Genomic DNA, 17,330 nt, shown 5'->3' with positions numbered 1-17,330 from the left:
GCCATGCCTGAACGTACTGATAGCCCGGTTTCTTTGTCGGAAGATGACGCTTTGGAGTTGGTTGTGCCGGAATCGTTCCGTGCCGACCGGCTCGACAAGGTGCTGGCCGCGCTGCTCGACGGACATTCGCGGGCACGCCTGCAGGCCTGGATCGAAGCGGGCGCGGTGCATATCAATGATAGCGCGGCGCCGGCGAAGGTGCGGACCACCGTCTATCCCGGCGATGTCCTGAACGTCGTGCCCCAGCCTGCGCCGGAAGACCGGGCCTTCGAGCCGCAGGACGTGGCTTTCGAGGTGATTGCCGACAGCCCGGACTGGATTGTCGTCAACAAGCCCGCAGGACTGGTGACGCACCCCGGCGCGGGCAACTGGCAGGGCACGCTGCTCAATGGTTTGTTGTACCGTTACCCGGAGCTGGCTGGCGTGGCGCGCGCCGGCATCGTGCATCGTCTGGACAAGGATACCTCGGGCCTCTTGGTTGTGGCGCGCAATGAACTGGCGCAGACGCACCTGGTGCGGCAACTGCAGGCGCGAACTATGGGGCGCGAATACATGGCGCTGGCGCATGGCTGGGTGGCGCGTGACGGTACCGTGGACCGAGCGATCGGCCGCGACCGGCGGGTGCCGGTCCGCATGGCGGTGGACAGTCCCGTGGCGCCCAAGCCCGCCGTGACACATTATTCCGTTGTGGCGCGTGGCAAGGTGGAAGCGCTGCCGGTCACGGAAGTGGTATGTCGGCTGGAAACGGGCCGCACGCACCAGATCCGTGTCCACCTCGCCAGCCTGGGGCATCCCTTGCTGGCCGATGAAATTTATGGCGGCCGCACTGTAGGGGGCGCGCAGCGGCAGATGTTGCATGCGCGCGCGTTGCGCTTCGAAGACCCGGCAGGGCATGGGCTATGCCAATGGCAGGCGCCGGTGCCTGCCGATATGCAGCAAGTCAGGGAGACAATCGAATGGGACGAGTAGACCGGGCGGGTTTGCCGGTAGTGACAGCGCCGGATTGGCTGGGCGCTGCAGCGTTCACGACCACGCGCCAGGGGGGCAGCAGTGTTGCGCCTTTTGACAGCCTTAACCTGGGTGCGGCGGCGGGCGATGATGCCCAGGCCGTGGCGCGCAACCGCAATCGCCTGGCAGCTGCGCTGCCGGGAGCGCCGGTATGGCTGCGTCAGGTGCACGGAATACACGTGCATGATGCCGACGCCGATGCGCAACCGGGCACGGCGGAACCTGAGGCTGACGCCGCGGTAACGACCCAGGCCCGCCGTGTCCTGGCGATTCTTACGGCAGATTGCCTGCCTGTCGTCATTGCCGAGGCGCATGGCAAGGCGCTGGGGGCAGCGCATGCGGGCTGGCGTGGCCTGGCCGGTGGCGTGCTGGAGGCCACATTGGCAGCGCTGCGGCAGAAATGTCCGGACCCGGTGGGCTGGCGCGCCTGGATCGGCCCGGCGATAGGGCCGGCGGTGTTTGAAGTGGGCGAAGAAGTGCGGCACGCCTTCGTGTCGGTGGATGCCGTGGCTGCCGATGCCTTCCAGCCCCGTCCCGGCACGCCGGGCAAATGGCTGGCCAATCTGCCCGCGCTGGCCGAGCGTCGCCTGCGCTTGGCGGGTGTGGAAGTCGTGGCGCAAAGCGGCGAATGTACATTCAGCGACACGCAGGCGTTTTTTTCCTACCGGCGTGATGGAATGACAGGCAGGCAGGCGACGTTGGCCTGGCTGCCCTGATACCGGCGACAGGTGCGTGCTGCGCTGCCGCATTGACAGCCCTGGCGGGCGCAGGCAACATCGGGCAAGCAGTGAGACGATAGGGAGTCGATGTGGGCGGAATGAAGGCAGCAGCGTCAGATTCAGTACCGGTTTTCTGTCCGCCCGAGGCGTGGCAGCTCATGCAACAAGAGTTCATGGATGCCTATCGGCAAGTGCTGCAGGCCTGGCAATCAGGTAGCCTGCCAGCGTTGCGTGACCGGCGTTTCAGTGCCCCGGCCTGGGCCGAGAGCCAGCAGCACCTGTTGCTGGCCCATTTGCATGTGCTGGCCGAGCAAACATTGACGCGCATGGCGCGTTCGGCAGACATGTCCGCCGAGATGCGCGAGCGGCTCGAATTCAGCCTGATGCAGTGGCTGGAGGCCAGCGCTCCTTCCAATTTTCTTGCCCTTAACCCGGATGTCATCCGCCGCGCCAGCGAAAGCGCGGGGGCGAGCCTGGCACGCGGTATGGAAAACCTGCTGGCCGATGTGCGGCGTGGCCGCATGCTGCAAAGTGATGAAAGCGCTTTCGAACTGGGCCGCAATCTGGGTGTGAGTCCGGGGGCCGTGGTATATGAAAATCCGCTGTTCCAGTTGATCCAGTACGAGCCGCTGACGCCGCAGGTGCATGCGAGGCCGCTGGTCATCGTGCCGCCTTGTATCAACAAGTTCTATATTCTGGACCTGCGCCCGGAAAATTCGCTGGTTCGGCATGCCGTCGCGGCGGGCCATACGGTGTTCATGGTGTCCTGGCGCAATCCACAGCCGGACGACGCAGACGCAGAACAGCTGTCCCTGGCGCGCTGGGATGATTACGTTGAAGAAGGCGTATTGCGCGCGCTTGCCGTCGCGGCCGACATCAGCCGCCAGGAGCAGGTCAATGCGCTGGGCTTCTGTATCGGCGGCACCTTGCTGGGCGCTGCGCTGGCAGTGGCGGCGGCCCGGGGCCGGCAGCCGGTGGCGGCGCTGACCCTGTTGACCACCATGCTGGATTTTCGCGATGTTGGCGTGCTGAAGGTGTTTGTCGACGAGGCTCATGCCGCGCTGCGCGATGCGGCACTGGGGCAGGGCGGGCTGTTGCGCGCTGCCGAGCTGAACACGACTTTCGCTTTTTTGCGGCCGCGCGAGCTGGTGTGGTCGTATTTCGTGTCGAACTATCTGAAGGGTGATATGCCACCGCCCTTCGATCTGCTGTACTGGAACGCCGACGGTACCAACCTGCCGGGGCCGTTCTTTACCTGGTACTTCCGCCAGGCCTATCTGGAAAACCGTCTGTGCGTGCCCGGTGCGCTGGAAGTCTGCGGCGAAGCACTGGACCTGGGGCTGGTGGACGTGCCGGCTTATGTCTATGCATCGCGCGACGACCATATCGTGCCTTGGCAGACCGCCTATGCCAGCCTGGAGGCATTGCGCGGCCCGACCCGCTTCGTATTGGGCTCTTCCGGTCACATCGCCGGTGTCGTCAATCCGCCTGCCGGCAGTCGACGCCAGCACTGGACGCTGGAAGCAGGGGATTATCCGGCCGATCCGGGCCTATGGCTGCAGGCTGCGACGCAGCACGCAGGCAGCTGGTGGCCGGACTGGTTGGCGTGGCTGGCGCCGCATGGCGGCCGCCAGCGGCGTGCGCCCCAGAAACTGGGAAATACCCGCTACAAACCGCTGGAACCTGCACCGGGACGCTATGTGATGGTCAAGGCTGAATAGGCTCACATCACAAGCAGGACACAGAACAAAGGAGGCGGTGCGGCATCCAGGCCGGGCTTCGTTGCGGGGCCATGCAAGTACCGATACCGCCAATGCCGATTTTGCGGCAAGATGCTCTTGATGGGGCGGAAAGCTGCCGCGCAAGGAGAGGAGAGACAAAATGACTCAGAAAATCGCGTATGTCACCGGAGGCATGGGCGGCATTGGCACTGCTATCTGCCGGCGCCTGGCGCGCGACGGGTTTATCGTCGTGGCAGGATGCGGCCCGAGCCGGGACTGGCAGCAATGGCTCGATGAGCAGCAGGCCGACGGCTTCAGCTTTCATGCATCGGTCGGCAATGTGGCCGATTGGGACTCCACCGTGGCCGCGTTCGAGAAAGTGCGTGCCGACCTCGGTCCTGTCAGCGTCCTGGTCAACAATGCTGGCATCACTCGTGATGGCGTGTTTCGCAAGCTCAGCCGCGAAGACTGGATGGCAGTCATCAACACCAACCTGAACAGCCTGTTCAACGTGACCAAGCAGGTTATCGAGGATATGGTAGGCAGCGGCTGGGGGCGTATCATCAATATTAGTTCGGTCAACGGCCAGAAGGGCCAGTTTGGCCAGACCAACTATTCCACGGCCAAGGCCGGCCTCCATGGATTCACCATGGCGCTGGCCCAGGAAGTGGCCAGCAAGGGGGTGACGGTGAACACGGTTTCCCCCGGCTATATCGGTACCGAAATGGTGCGCGCCATACGTTCCGACGTGCTGGAAAAAATCGTTGGAACTATCCCCGTGCGCCGCCTGGGAACCCCGGAAGAGATCGCTTCCATGGTGTCCTGGGTTGCCTCGCCCGATGCGGGTTTTGCCACCGGGGCGGATTTTTCCGTCAACGGCGGTCTGCATATGGGGTAGAGCCTAGCCGTCCGGCGCCTTTCCAGGGCGCCGCAGTAAATGATGTTATATCGGGATTGCCATGACTCAAGCCAAGCCAGCCGAGGCAGCACAACGCCTCATCAAGAAGTACCCCAATCGCCGTCTGTATGACACGCGAACCAGCACCTACATTACCCTGGCTGACGTCAAGCAATTGGTCATCGCCAGCGAGGCTTTTCAGGTGGTGGATGCCAAGACAGGCGAAGACCTGACGCGCAGCATCCTGCTGCAGATCATCCTCGAAGAGGAAAGCGGCGGCATGCCGATGTTCTCAGCGCCCGTGCTGGCGCAGATCATTCGCTTCTATGGTCACGCCATGCAAGGCATCATGGGCTCGTACCTGGAGAAGAACCTGCAGGCCTTCATGGAAATCCAGGAACGCATGGCCGAGCAGTCGCAAGGCTTGTACGGCAAGCAGTTCGGTCCGGAGGTCTGGGCCCAGTTCATGAATGTGCAGGCGCCCATGGTGCAGAGCATGATGAACAACTATATCGAACAGAGTAAAAACCTGTTCGTGCAGATGCAGGGCCAGATGCAGGATCAGGCCCGCAATCTTTTTTCCACCTTCCCGTTCCCGCCGGGGAGCAAGGACGAGCAGCGCTAGGTCCGTACCTTCCAGACAGGAAAATGCAGTACCGGAAAAGGCAGCGTTCGCGCTGCCTTTTTTCCAGCAATTCTCCGGCTGGGGAATGCTGGCGCACCGGCAATGACAGCGGCCGCGCCAGGTCTACGCAGCGCCATAGGCGAAGGCATTGGGGGCGGCGGGCTGCGCCAGCCCCGCTGAGACGGGATTCAGACCGCGTCTTTTTCCTTTTCGATCAGCTTGTGCAGCTTTTCCTTGTCGAGCAACTGCACCTGACGCTGGTTGACGCGTATCAGTTCCTCGCGTGCAAAGCGCGAGAACAGCCGGCTGACGGTTTCGAGTGTCAGGCCCAGGTAGTTGCCGATTTCCTCGCGGCTCATGCGCATGACGAACTCGGTCGAGGAATAGCCCAGCGCCGACAGGCGCGTGGAAAGGTTCAGCAAGAAAGCCGCGAGGCGTTGTTCGGCCCGCATGGAACCCAGCGCCATCAGCATCTGGTGCGAGCGCGAAATTTCACGGCTCATCAGGCGCAACACCTGCTGCTGCAGGCTGGGCAGGTGGCGGGCCAGATTGTCCATGTCTTCCAGACGGATGACACAGACTTCGGCGTCTTCCAGCGCCACGGCGGTGGATACGTGGTGGCCTTCGATCATGCCGTCCAGGCCGACAATTTCCCCGGGCAGGTGGAAGCCTGTGATCTGGAACTGTCCCTGGGCATTTTCGATCTGGGTCTTGAGCGTGCCGATGCGCACGCTGTAGATCGCAGTGAGAGGCTCGTTCAGCGTGTACAGCGGCTTGCCTTTCTCGATACGAAGCCGTTCCTTGATCAGGCCATCGAGCTTGGCGACGTCATGCGTACTCATGCCTATCGGCAGGCAGACATGGCCCAGCATGCAACTGGAACAGTGCACGGCTTCGGACGGTAGGAGTACTCGTTTGGCCATTGTTGGGAGGAATAAGGATGGGGTCAGAAAAGCTGGGGCAGCCGAGCAAACAGTGCCGGGGCCAGCCCGGATTCCGCTTGATGATTTAAAGGATTGTAAATGACTTTGCGCAAGGACATGCAAACTGGCCGGCCAGCTACGCCAGGGGCAGCAGGCCGGCCAGGGGCAGGGCGGCTTTACAGAACGTCGCCGGCGTAATCGGCCAGGCGCGAGCGTTCGCCGCGTTGCAGTGTGATGTGGCCGGCATGGGGCCAGCCCTTGAAGCGGTCCACCACGTAGGTCAGGCCGGAACTGCCTTCGGTCAGGTACGGGGTGTCGATCTGCGCGATGTTGCCCAGGCAAACGACCTTGGTGCCGGGGCCGGCACGGGTCACCAGGGTTTTCATCTGCTTGGGCGTCAGGTTCTGCGCTTCGTCGATGATGAGGTACTTGTTGAGGAAGGTGCGGCCACGCATGAAGTTCAGCGATTTGACCTTGATGTGCGAGCGGATCAGGTCCAGCGTGGCATTCTGGTTCCAGTCACCGCCATTGGTGCCGCTGGTGGAGTGCAGCACTTCCAGGTTGTCGTCCAGCGCGCCCATCCAGGGTTGCATCTTTTCTTCTTCCGTGCCGGGCAGGAAACCGATGTCATCGCCCACGGGCACGGTGATGCGCGTCATGATGATCTCGGTGTAGCGCTTGGTTTCCAGCACCTGCGCCAGGCCGGCGGCCAGCGCCAGCAGGGTCTTGCCGGTACCGGCCTGGCCCAGCAGCGACACGAAATCGCAGTCCGGGTCCATCAGCAGGTTCAGGGCGAAGTTCTGTTCACGGTTGCGTGCCGTGATGCCCCAGACATTGTTCTTGCCGTGCGAATGGTCGCGCAGCGTCGCCAGGACGGCAGTCTTGCCGCTGACTTCCTTGACGCGCGCATGCAGCGGCAGGGCGCCATCCAGGAACACGAACTGGTTGACGGTGAACTGGCTGCACAGCGGGCCATGGACGCGGTAGTAGGTCGTGCCTCCCTGCTGCCAGGATTCGATGTCCTTGCCGTGCTTGTTCCAGAAGTTCTCGGGCAGTTGCAGCAGGCCGGTATAGAGCAGGTCCGAATCTTCCAGGACCTGGTCGTTGAAATAATCTTCCGCGTTCAGGCCCAGGGCACGCGCCTTCAGGCGCATGTTGACGTCTTTGGACACCAGGACGACGGGTTGCTCGGGGCGGCTGTCCTGCAGCGCCTTGAGCACGCCCAGGATCTGGTTGTCGGCCTTGGCCACCGGCAGCGAAGGGGGCAGCGCGCCTTCCATGGAGGTGGTCTGGATCAGCAGTTTGCCGCTGGCGTCCTTGTTGCCCAGCGCGTTGAGCGCCATGCCTTGGGTGATGTCGGCGGTCACGTCCATCATGGCGTCCAGCGAACGGCTCACCTGGCGGGCATTGCGCGCCACTTCCGACATGCCCTTCTTGTGGTGGTCCAGCTCCTCCAGCGTCATCATGGGGAGGTAGACGTCATGCTCCTGGAAGCGGAACAGGCTGCTGGGATCGTGCAGCAGCACATTGGTGTCCAGCACGAACAGCTTGCGTGGCTCGTCGGCTACGTGGCGGCCGCGGCGGCGCGAGCGGGTGGTCGATGGCGTGACAGCTGACGGCGCAGCCTGTACGGGGACGGCGGCAGGCGTGACAGGCACGGCTGGTGCCCCGGGTGCCGTGGCGGGCGGCGCAGCCTTGGCCACTGGTGCCGCATCTGCTGCAGCCGCGGGGATGGTGCCTTGCGCGTGCTGCCTGGCTTTTGCCGCAGGCGCCGCGCTGGCGTTTTCCGGTACGGCGGCAGGCGCTGCATGTGTTCTGGCCGTAGCCGGCTTGCGTCCGCCGGCTGGTGCGGCAGTGCTGGTGGATACTGTCTGTACGGGCTGGGCCGCCAAGGTTTCCTGTTCGTCGGCAATCGCCGGATGAACAATGGCGGGTTCAGCCTTGCGGGGGGACGGCCGGTAGGCCGGTGCCTTGGCGGGAGCTTCGAGAATCGTGGCGGGACGGACTGGCAGCTTGGGAAGAGGCATGAACAGTGGGCTCCGGGAAAAGGCGCACAGGGAAACGGTCAGGAAACGACGGGACTGGCAGAAGAGGCACTGATACTTGTTGTGTGGGGACTGGCGCAGGGAAGCTGGGCGCCGGCACAGGCCGGCATCCGCCTCAACCTATGCTTTGCGCGGCCTGCAGGACTTCATGAATGTGTCCGGGCACCTTGACGCCGCGCCAGGCCTGCACCAGCTTGCCGGTGGCGTCGATCAGGAAGGTGCTGCGCTCGATGCCGCGCACCTGGCGACCGTACATATTCTTCATCTTGATCACGCCGAACAGATCGCACAGCGTTTCGTCCGGATCGGAGATCAGCGGGAAGGGCAGCTCATGCTTGCCGGCGAAGTTCTCATGGGAGCGCAGGCTGTCGCGCGAGACACCGAAGACCAGGCAGCCGGCCTTGATGAAATCCGCATAGCTGTCGCGGAAGTCGCAGCTTTCCGTGGTACAGCCCGGGGTATTGTCCTTGGGGTAGAAAAACAGCGCTACGGCACGGCCGGCGCATTCGGACAGGCTGATGGGGCCTATGGTGCTTTCCGCGGTAAATGGCGGGACGGGGTGTCCGATCTGGATCTGGCTCATGATTGCGTTTCTCCGGTAGGAAGCAGCGCGACGATGACGCGCCGGCCTTCGGCCATCAGGATGTTGTAGGTGCGGGCGGCCGCCTGGGTGCCCATGACTTCGACGCCGACGCCGGCGCGCAGCAGGGGCAGCAACAGGCTGTGCGCCAGCATGCGCTGGCGCATGCCGGTACCGATCAGGAGGACTTCGGGAGAGTCAGGCGAGCGCCGCGGCACGGCGTCCTGTTCCGGTTCGTCGAGAAAGGCCAGGGGATTGGCGGCCGGGTCTTCCAGCCTGGCGGCCTGGCGCAGGTGCTGGGCGGCGATATCTTCCGGGCGCACGACCGGCCAGTGCGCGATTTCGCCTTCCGGACCGAAAACGACCGCATGGGTGTAGCGGACCTGGTTGATTTCTATGTAGTCGTCGCCATAGGCGGTGACGGTATTGAGGGATGTGGCGGGATCGGAATGCAGTTTCAAGCAAGGACTCCGTAAAGGGCGCCGCCAGGCCGGGGAATGAGCGTATGGCTTGGCGGTACAGCGCCCGGTGTCATTCTTGTTCTGATAATAGCGCAAACGCGGCGCAGGGTTTGGCAATCCATGCGCCGGTTTGTGACCATGCGTCAAAGCGCAGGTCGCGGCCCCGCCAGCGCGGGGACGGTGGTGGCATTGATAATGCGGTGGCTGGGCGACTGATCGCGGCAAGGGGTCGGAAAATGGCTGGATACATTGTGTCATTAGGGGCCGGAAGGCCTGCCCGGCGGGCGTATCATCCAGGCGTCCGGCATGCTTCCGGCCGTGATCGGCCAGAGACATGCGGCGGAGCGGCGCACCTTTGCGCGACTCCGTTTTCCCGCTTCTGCCGCGCTGGTTCGGCGGTGCCATCCCTCTTTATCACAACGCATATGGAACTCTCCTGGCTCTGGATCCCCATCACGATTGCCGCCGCCGCTTTTCAATCCGGGCGCAACGCCGCTCAGCGCAGCCTGACCGGTACCCTGGGCACGCTGGGGGCGACCCAAGTGCGTTTCCTGTTCGGTTTTCCCTTTGCCTTGCTGTTTCTGGCCGTTGTATTGGCCTGGGAAAGGTTGCCGCTGCCCGGCGTGAACCTGGCATTCCTGGCGTATATCGTGGCTGGTGCCGTGACGCAGATCGCTGCAACGGCCTTCATGCTGGCGGCCATGAAAGCACGTTCATTCGTCACGGTGACGGCATGGATCAAGACGGAACCGATTCAGGTTGCCCTGTTCGGCATGGCGGTGCTGGGTGATCCGCTGTCCTGGCTGACCCTGGGCGCGATCCTGCTGGCTTCCGCGGGCGTGGTGCTGATGTCGCGCATCCCCGCTGGCGCCATGGCTGGCGGCGGATCGGTGCGGCCCATCTTGCAGGGGCTGTTCTCGGGGTCGATGTTCGCCATCTCGGTCATCTTCTTCCGCGGCGCCATCCTGCAGATCGGCTCAGGGTCGTTCGTGCTGGATTCCACCTGGGCGCTGGTGTGGTCGCTGGGCGTGCAGGTGCTGTTGCTGATGGCCTGGATGATCTTGTTCGATCGCCGTCTGCTGGTGGCATGTGCGCGGGCCTGGCTGCCTTCCATTCCCGGCGGTTTCCTGGGCGCAGCGGCGTCGCAATGCTGGTTTTTGGCATTTGCGCTGACCAGCGCTGCCAACGTGCGTACCCTGGGACTGGTGGAAGTGCTGTTCGCGCAGATGATTTCCCGCAGTTTCTTCGCACAGACGCCGACTCGCCGCGAAATGGCCGGTATCCTGCTGATTGTGGTCGGTGTGGCGCTGGTGGTCAGCCAGGCAAACTGAAACTCATGGACGTGGCTGGCCGGCCCTGACTGTCGGCCATGATTGCTGGTTTCGTGGGCCGGCGCAGAATGTAAAAAATCCCTATTCCCTATACCCATAGTCCTTTCATGGGTTTTGCTGCATCCGGCTTGCAGTACACTCGATCAATGGCATGCGGCCGCTCTGGCCGCCGGGATTTCTTTCCTGTGAGTCCGCACTGCCGGCTTGGCCGGCTGCACGGTGATGCCTGTCTCTGCAGGCTGGGTGCCTGCGCATGTGAGAGTGGCGCAAGTCCGGCGGCCGTATGGCCGCGGGTACGCCGTTTGTGTTCTTGATTTTGATTGGCGTAGGTTCCAATGAATCAGCCTGATTTCAACGGTAAGGGCCGCCGGGCTGCGTTGCGCGGCATGGCGGGAATGCTGGGCGTGCTGGCCCTGCCGGCCTGGGCCGCACGGCGTAGTGATGACGAGGCTGCCTTGTCGCGGCTGGCGGGTGTCAATGCCAGCGCCGACGCACGTTTGATGGCGGCGGCCTTGTCGGCACAGGCGCCGGGCCTGTCGTCGCAGGCGCTGGTGCTGGCGGTGCAGGCACTGGAAAATGCGCGTCGCGCATCGCTGTTGCAGGCTGCGCCGCGTTCGCTGGCCGTGATCGACTTCAGCCTGCCTTCCACCCAAAAGCGCCTCTGGGTCTTCGACCTGGAAAGCAAGGCGCTGCTGTTCGAGGAGTGGGTGGCGCATGGTCGCAAGACCGGCGACAACATGGCAGAGCATTTCTCCAACGTGCACGAAAGCCATATGTCCAGCCTGGGCGCGTTCCAGGCCGGTGTGACCTATACAGGCCGGAATGGTTATTCCCTGCGCCTGCATGGGCTGGAGCCAGGATTCAATGACCAGGCTTATGCGCGTGCCATCGTCATCCATGGCGCGCCCTACGTCAGCCAGGACATCATCCGTGCCCAGGGCCGGCTGGGCCGCAGTTGGGGCTGCCCAGCCGTGCGCAGCGCGGTGGCGCGGCCGCTGATAGACAAGCTGGCGGACAACGCCTTCCTATTCAGTTTTTATCCGGATCGCCAGTGGCTGAATCAATCGGCCCTGGTAGGCGGCAGGGTGCGCTGGCTGGCCTGAATGGCGCTATTGATGCCAGATGCTGTCCAGGGTCCGGGCCTCGATCAGGCGCCTGGCCCAGGATCGCAATGTCGTGCTGTCGGCCGCTTGTAGACGATCCAGGTCGGCTGCATCCAGGCGGCCGAAGCGCGTTTCCAGCTGCTCGCGCAACATGCCTGCCATGTCTTCGCGGCCTTGTTCCAGGCCTTGCCGCAATCCCTGTTCCAGCCCCTTGCGGATGCCTATCCGTTCCACACTGCTGATGTAAGCCATGTTGCGCTCCTTCTCGAAACTTGCCAGGGATTGCCAGAATGCCTCGTCAAGGCTGGCGGGCAGGGCCAGGATGCCGTCGATGAACAGGAACAGCTGGCGGATGCGCCTGGCCTGCCAGCCGTATTGATACAGGCTGCGCACCAGCTGTTTCTTGTCTTCCAGACGTGCCTGCGGCGTACTGCGCCTGGCTGCTGCCAATTCGGCCAGCACGATGATGGCAAACGGGTTGGCAGGGGCCTGGCGGCGCAGCTCCTCTTCACGGCCGGCCCAGTCCAGCAAATGTACCACCGGCACGCGGTAGCTCAGGCTCAGAAAATCCTGACCTTTCGGTGCATAGTGGTAGTGCAGGACGCTGCCCTGACTGGCGCTGCGGGTGACGATGGAGAACTGCAGGATGGTTTCGTCCGGAAAGACTTCCTGCAACCTGGCGAAATACCCATACATGCGCCGCGCGAAGCGGCTGCCCAGGCGCTGCTGGATTTCCAGGTGCAGCAGCATCAGCGCCTGTGCACCGCCCTTGAGTTGGACACGCGCCAGTTTGTCCAGGTAGCGGCGGTTGCGACGCCGGCCCGGGGCCAGGGCACGCAGTTCCTTGTCGAGGAAAGCCGGCGGATGGTTCCAGTCAATGTCGGCATGCAGGCTTGGCCAGAAGAACGCGATGCAGGGTTCCAGCAAGGCTTCCAGCGCATCTTTCCAGTGGCCGTCGGCATCGGTGGGCGAGTTGGCATCCGCAGCGCCTGCGGCACCATAGTCATCCAGCGCCGATGGCGCATGCAGCCAGCTGGCGGACGATGGCAGTACCCGATAGCGCAACCGGGCCTGGGCACCGGACTGGCAGCGCGGGACCGGCCGTACCGGCTGTGCATTGCGGGACAGGACCACGCCTCGCTGCGACAAATGCCCCGACTTTCGCTTCAAATCGGCGGGTGGAACCCGAGACGGAATGGAGGGCGGGACCGAGGCTGGGGCAGAGAACGGAACAGCGGTCAGGGCATCAGGTAAAACGGTGGGTAGAACAGCAGGCAGGGCTGCTGGCAGCACTACGAACGAGGATGCTGGACGAGACATATTGCCTCCTGGCAGGGCGAACAGGCATAGCCTAATGCCGGCAGGGGGCAAGCGGGTGTCATGTGTGACCGAACGAGCACGCTATTCGGGCAGGCTGCTAAGCGCTGGGGCCGCCACTTTCAGTAGTCGGATTCCAGAATGCGTGCAGGTGGCGCTGCGCCGGGGGGCAGGGGCTCGGGGCGGATGGCTGGCAGGCTGGTGACCAGGATGGTCGTGCCCGGCTTCAGGACGCTGTAGAGCTGTTGCATGAATTCGGGGGGCGCCTTGATGCCGTCTTCCAGCGTCTGCAAGGCTGGCGGATTACCCAGCAGCGCATAGCTGGTCCAGTGATGGCGCTGGCGCTGCGGGTCCAGCGGGCTGGGCTCGTTGAGGATTTCCTCTCCCATGACCAGCAGCAAGGTGCCTTCGAAACGTGCTTCCGGCGCAGCCACCAGCGGTGCGGCGCCGATGACGATGCCGTCGCGCAGGACATAGACGCGCTGTTCGGCCAGGCTTGCCAGGACATTGACGGGCCCGGAATCGGGGGCGAGACTGGGGTCCCAGAATTCGCCGCTTTCGAAACTGGCGACCAGCGCAGCCGGCAACTGGGACGGATCACTGGAAACCGGCGCCAGCAACGCGGGATAGGCAATGGCGGCCGGGTTCACCTTGGCATTGCTGACCACCACGGTATCGCCGCGCCGTGTTTCAGAGAACAGTTTCTGCGCGAATTTGTGGGGCAGCCGGACGCAGCCGTGCGAGGCCGGGTAGCCCGGCAGAGAGCCGCCGTGCAGGGCGATGCCATCCCAGGTCAGCCGCTGCATGTAGGGCATGGGCGCGTTGTTGTACAGGTTGGAGCGGTGATCCTTGGATTTTTGCAGGATGGTGAAGACGCCTGTTGGCGTTTCATGGCCTTCCTTGCCGGAGCTGATGGTGGAGGCAGCAATGGCGATGCCGTTGCGGTAGACATAGAGACGCTGTTCATCCAGGCTGACCAGGACGATCAGCGGGCCTGCTGGCGCGATTTCCGGGTGCCAGTAGAAGTCTCCTGGGCGCAATTGCGGTTTGCCGGCCGGTACGGTGCCGGGCGCGGCGGCGAATACCGAGCCAATCGGCAACAGGGAAACCAGGCCGAGCGTGGCGGCCTGGGCGAGAAGTCGGCGGCGTTGCGGTGTCTTGTCCATGGCGACAAGCCTAGCATGAGGAAAAAGGTTATTGGAGGCCTGTCTGTATCAGACTATGATGCCCGACCGCGACAGACCAGTGCGGGATTTGGCCTGGGCTGGCAGTAAGGTTGCCAGTTCATTTGCCGAGCAGGCAACCATGCGCTAGATTAATGGATTCGGCATGAGCGGCGTCGTAAAATCCGTCATCCGGTTTCTTGCCTGATCCTGTCGCTAACTTCCTTGTCCATGCACCGTTTGCACCGGATTGCGCGGATTGTCCGGAAAAGTTGGGTTTTGTGCGCGGCCCTTGGCGCGTTTGCACGAAAACGCCGGAACGCAGGCGTGACAGGTGGCCTGAAGGTGCCTGTTACTGGCCTGAGGTCGGTGCCAGGACAGCCATTGGATGGCTGAGGGGGGCTGAAGGGCGGGCAGCAAGGCAAGAACACACAGGTACGGCAGCTTGCCGCACCCGTAGTAACCGATGTTTTGATGTCAGTGCGCATCCTGGATGCGAGCAGCGTATCCGCCAGGCCGTACGCGGTATCAAGGAAATGTTTCGCAAGGATGGTCTGTTGAGATGAAACCAATAAAAGTCGGCCTGCTGGGCCTGGGAGTGGTGGGCGGCGGCGTCTGGGATGTCCTGCGCCGCAATGGCGAGGAAATCTCGCGCCGGGCAGGGCGCCGCATTGAAGTGGCGGCGATTGCCGTGCGCGATGTGGCCAAGGCCCGTGCCCGGGTCGATGGTGACGTGACGGTGACTGCCGATCCCTACGCCGTCGTACGCGACCCCGCGATCGACATCGTGGTCGAGCTCATCGGCGGTTCCACGCTCACACGTGAGCTGGTGCTGGAAGCCATCGCACAGGGCAAGCATGTCGTCACGGCCAACAAGGCCTTGCTGGCCGTGCATGGCAACGAAATTTTCGCTGCCGCGTCCAAGCGCGGCGTGATGGTGACCTTCGAGGCCGCCGTCGCTGGGGGCATCCCCATCATCAAGGCGATTCGCGAAGGCCTGACCGCCAACCGCATCGGCTGGTTGGCCGGCATCATCAACGGCACGACCAACTTCATCCTGTCCGAAATGCGCAGCAAGGGCCTGCCTTTCGCGACCGTGTTGGCCGAGGCGCAGCGCCTGGGCTATGCCGAAGCCGACCCCACCTTCGACGTCGAAGGCGTGGATGCCGCGCACAAACTGACCTTGCTGGCGTCGCTGGCGTTCGGGGTGCCGGTGCAGTTCGACAAGGCGCACATCGAAGGCATCAGCAAGCTGGAGCAGGAAGACATCGTCCATGCCGAGCGCCTGGGCTACCGCATCAAGCTGCTGGGTGTGACGCGCCGCCGTGCCGATGGCATCGAATTGCGTGTGCATCCCGCCCTGGTGCCGGCGCAACGGCTGCTGGCCAATGTCGAGGGCGCGATGAATGCAGTGCTGGTCTGGGGCGATGCCGTGGGCGCGACGCTTTATTACGGCCAGGGCGCAGGCGCGGAACCCACGGCGTCTGCCGTGATTGCCGACCTGGTCGACGTGACCCGCCTGCATACCGCAGACCCTCACAACCGTGTGCCGCACCTGGCTTTCCAGCCCGATGCGCTGTCCGATCTGCCCATTCTGCCGATCAGCGAAGTCCATACCGCTTATTATTTGCGCCTGAAGGTGCAGGATCAGCCGGGTGTGCTGGCCGATATCGCCGGTATCCTGTCGCGCGCAGGCATCTCCATCGGCTCCATGATCCAGGAACAGGCGGAAGATGGCGCAACCATTATCTTCCTGACGCATGAAGCGGTGGAACGCAATGTGGATGAGGCCATCGCCAGCATCGAACAACTGCCCTTCGTGCATTCCCGCGTGACTCGCCTGCGCCTGGAAAACCTGAAATGAAATATATCTCTACCCGTGGCGGCATGGCGCCGCAAAGCTTTTCTGACATCCTGCTTGAAGGCCTGGCGCCGGACGGCGGGCTGGCCATTCCCGAGCAATTGCCGCGCCTTGACGCGGATACGCTGGAATCCTGGCGTGGTCTGTCCTACCCGGCGCTGGCCGTCAAGGTGCTGGGTCTGTTTGCCGACGACATTCCGGCCGCTGAACTGGAACGCCTGGTGCACGCTGCCTATGCGCCTGGCGTGTTTGCCGATGATGAAGTCGTGCCCTTGCGTCCGTTGAGTGAAGGCATTTCCCTGTTGGGCCTGTCCGAAGGGCCGACGCTGGCCTTCAAGGACATGGCCATGCAGTTCCTGGGCCAGGTGTTCGAGTATGTGCTGACCCAGCGCGGCACCACGCTCAATATTCTGGGAGCGACTTCCGGCGACACGGGCTCTGCTGCCGAATACGCCTTGCGCGGCAAGCGCGGCGTGCAGGTGTTCATGCTGTCGCCGCATGGCCGCATGAGCGCCTTTCAGCGTGCGCAGATGTTCTCGCTGCAGGACGCCAACATTCACAACATTGCCGTCAATGGCGTGTTTGATGATTGCCAGGATATTGTCAAGGCCCTGGCCGGCGATCTGGAGTTCAAGTCCAAGTATCGCCTGGGAGCGGTGAACTCGATCAACTGGGCGCGCATCGCTGCCCAGGTGGTGTATTACTTCCATGGCTGGCTCAAGGCAACGAGTGGCCCCGGCCAGCAGGTTTCGTTTGCCGTGCCGTCGGGCAATTTCGGCAACGTGCTGTCGGGCCACATCGCCCGCAGCATGGGCCTGCCGGTGCGTCGCCTGGTGGTGGCGACCAACGAAAACAACGTGCTGGAAGAGTTTTTCCGCTCTGGCATCTACCGTCCGCGCGACGCCGTCCATACCTACAAGACGTCTAGCCCGTCCATGGATATTTCGCGCGCGTCGAATTTCGAGCGCTTCGTGTTCGATCTGGTCGGACGTGATGGCGCCCGCGTGGCGGATCTCTGGCGCGAACTGGCCAAGACCGGCCAGTTCGACCTGTCGGCGGAACTGCCGCGCTTTGAGTCCGAATATGGTTTCGTGGCCGGTGCCAGCTCGCATGGCGACCGTCTGTCCACGATCCGCAGCGTTTTCTCTGCCGATGGTCTGATGATAGATCCGCACACGGCCGATGGCCTGCACGTGGCACGCCAGTATGTGGAGCCAGGCATTCCCATGCTGGTGCTGGAAACGGCGCTGCCTGCCAAGTTTTCGGAAACGCTGGAAGAAGCCCTGGGCCGCCGCGCGCCGCTGCCGCCCGCGCTGGCCGATCTGGAAAACCGCCCGCAGCGTGTCGATGTGCTGGACAACGACGCCGAGGCAGTGCGCCAGTACGTGATGGCGCGCGCGCAGCTGTAAACCGGATTCCGGCAGACCTCCGGGCGGCCCTATGGCTGGCCGGGATGAAAGAAATCTCCTGGGGACAGTTTGTTCTCAGGAGATTTTTTTATGTCCCGGAGGTGGCATTCGGCTTGCCCGCGCAATGGCGGCACAGGCGGCGCGAATATCGGGGTGGCTGGCGCCC

The 17,330-nt window shown here is 63.3% G+C and carries 15 protein-coding genes; 9 read left to right on the top strand and 6 right to left on the bottom strand.

Annotated elements, in window-relative coordinates; all coding sequences use genetic code 11:
- Positions 1-3 precede the first annotated feature (3 nt).
- From ACEW7X_RS11210 to phaR, 5 genes are all read left to right on the top strand, one after another.
- A complete protein-coding gene (locus ACEW7X_RS11210) occupies positions 4-969 on the top strand; it encodes an RluA family pseudouridine synthase (RefSeq protein WP_134838643.1) in 966 nt (321 codons plus the stop codon).
- Positions 957-1,724: a peptidoglycan editing factor PgeF gene (pgeF, locus tag ACEW7X_RS11205; protein WP_253102220.1), complete on the top strand. Its 768-nt coding sequence runs from the start codon at positions 957-959 to the stop codon at positions 1,722-1,724. Before ACEW7X_RS11210 ends, pgeF begins: the two co-directional genes overlap by 13 nt.
- Positions 1,725-1,825: 101 nt before the next feature.
- Complete coding sequence (locus tag ACEW7X_RS11200) at positions 1,826-3,448, top strand: PHA/PHB synthase family protein (RefSeq protein ID WP_134839023.1); 1,623 nt, start codon at positions 1,826-1,828, stop codon at positions 3,446-3,448.
- 160 nt (positions 3,449-3,608) lie between these two features.
- Complete coding sequence (gene phbB, locus ACEW7X_RS11195; protein ID WP_068370149.1) at positions 3,609-4,346, top strand: acetoacetyl-CoA reductase; 738 nt, start codon at positions 3,609-3,611, stop codon at positions 4,344-4,346.
- A 61-nt stretch (positions 4,347-4,407) separates the two neighbouring features.
- Positions 4,408-4,971 (top strand): polyhydroxyalkanoate synthesis repressor PhaR, encoded by a 564-nt coding sequence (phaR, locus tag ACEW7X_RS11190; RefSeq protein ID WP_068370146.1) that lies wholly within the window; start codon positions 4,408-4,410, stop codon positions 4,969-4,971.
- 188 nt (positions 4,972-5,159) lie between these two features.
- Here phaR and fnr read toward each other — a convergent pair whose 3' ends face one another.
- The 4 genes from fnr to ACEW7X_RS11170 form a co-directional block, all read right to left on the bottom strand.
- The gene (gene fnr / locus ACEW7X_RS11185; protein ID WP_068370144.1) at positions 5,160-5,894 is read right to left on the bottom strand and encodes a fumarate/nitrate reduction transcriptional regulator Fnr; all 735 of its coding nucleotides are present in this window, start codon (positions 5,892-5,894) and stop codon (positions 5,160-5,162) included.
- A 176-nt stretch (positions 5,895-6,070) separates the two neighbouring features.
- Positions 6,071-7,921 (bottom strand): PhoH family protein, encoded by a 1,851-nt coding sequence (locus ACEW7X_RS11180; RefSeq protein WP_130487811.1) that lies wholly within the window; start codon positions 7,919-7,921, stop codon positions 6,071-6,073.
- Between the two features lie 133 nt (positions 7,922-8,054).
- Complete coding sequence (locus tag ACEW7X_RS11175) at positions 8,055-8,522, bottom strand: peroxiredoxin (protein WP_068370141.1); 468 nt, start codon at positions 8,520-8,522, stop codon at positions 8,055-8,057.
- Positions 8,519-8,980 (bottom strand): Mth938-like domain-containing protein, encoded by a 462-nt coding sequence (locus ACEW7X_RS11170; protein ID WP_068370137.1) that lies wholly within the window; start codon positions 8,978-8,980, stop codon positions 8,519-8,521. The genes ACEW7X_RS11175 and ACEW7X_RS11170 overlap by 4 nt, the downstream gene beginning before the upstream one ends.
- Before the next feature lie 425 nt (positions 8,981-9,405).
- On the opposite strand from ACEW7X_RS11170, the gene ACEW7X_RS11165 reads away from it, so the two are divergent.
- Together ACEW7X_RS11165 and ACEW7X_RS11160 are read left to right on the top strand one after the other, a co-directional pair.
- Positions 9,406-10,311, top strand: a complete 906-nt coding sequence (locus ACEW7X_RS11165; protein ID WP_068370132.1) for a DMT family transporter — start codon at positions 9,406-9,408, stop codon at positions 10,309-10,311.
- Positions 10,312-10,646: 335 nt separating this feature from the next.
- Positions 10,647-11,414, top strand: coding sequence for a murein L,D-transpeptidase catalytic domain family protein (locus ACEW7X_RS11160; RefSeq protein ID WP_202969536.1), 768 nt, complete (start codon positions 10,647-10,649; stop codon positions 11,412-11,414).
- Positions 11,415-11,420: 6 nt separating this feature from the next.
- On the opposite strand, the gene ACEW7X_RS11155 is transcribed toward ACEW7X_RS11160, so the two are convergent.
- Positions 11,421-12,548 carry a hypothetical protein gene (locus ACEW7X_RS11155; protein WP_415358517.1) on the bottom strand — a complete coding sequence of 376 codons (1,128 nt, stop codon included), beginning with the start codon at positions 12,546-12,548 and terminating at the stop codon, positions 11,421-11,423.
- 305 nt (positions 12,549-12,853) lie between these two features.
- Entirely contained in the window at positions 12,854-13,897 is a 1,044-nt protein-coding gene (locus ACEW7X_RS11150; RefSeq protein ID WP_253102912.1) for a L,D-transpeptidase family protein, read from the bottom strand.
- 559 nt (positions 13,898-14,456) lie between these two features.
- Here ACEW7X_RS11150 and ACEW7X_RS11145 point away from each other — a divergent pair.
- Positions 14,457-15,758, top strand: coding sequence for a homoserine dehydrogenase (locus ACEW7X_RS11145; protein ID WP_420177203.1), 1,302 nt, complete (start codon positions 14,457-14,459; stop codon positions 15,756-15,758).
- Positions 15,755-17,164 carry a threonine synthase gene (gene thrC / locus ACEW7X_RS11140; RefSeq protein WP_068374550.1) on the top strand — a complete coding sequence of 470 codons (1,410 nt, stop codon included), beginning with the start codon at positions 15,755-15,757 and terminating at the stop codon, positions 17,162-17,164. Before ACEW7X_RS11145 ends, thrC begins: the two co-directional genes overlap by 4 nt.
- Positions 17,165-17,330 lie beyond the last annotated feature (166 nt).

It is taken from the genome of Kerstersia gyiorum (assembly GCF_048595715.1).
GTDB classification, from domain to species: Bacteria; Pseudomonadota; Gammaproteobacteria; order Burkholderiales; family Burkholderiaceae_B; genus Kerstersia; species Kerstersia gyiorum.
This window is presented reverse-complemented; position numbering and strand designations above follow the sequence as displayed.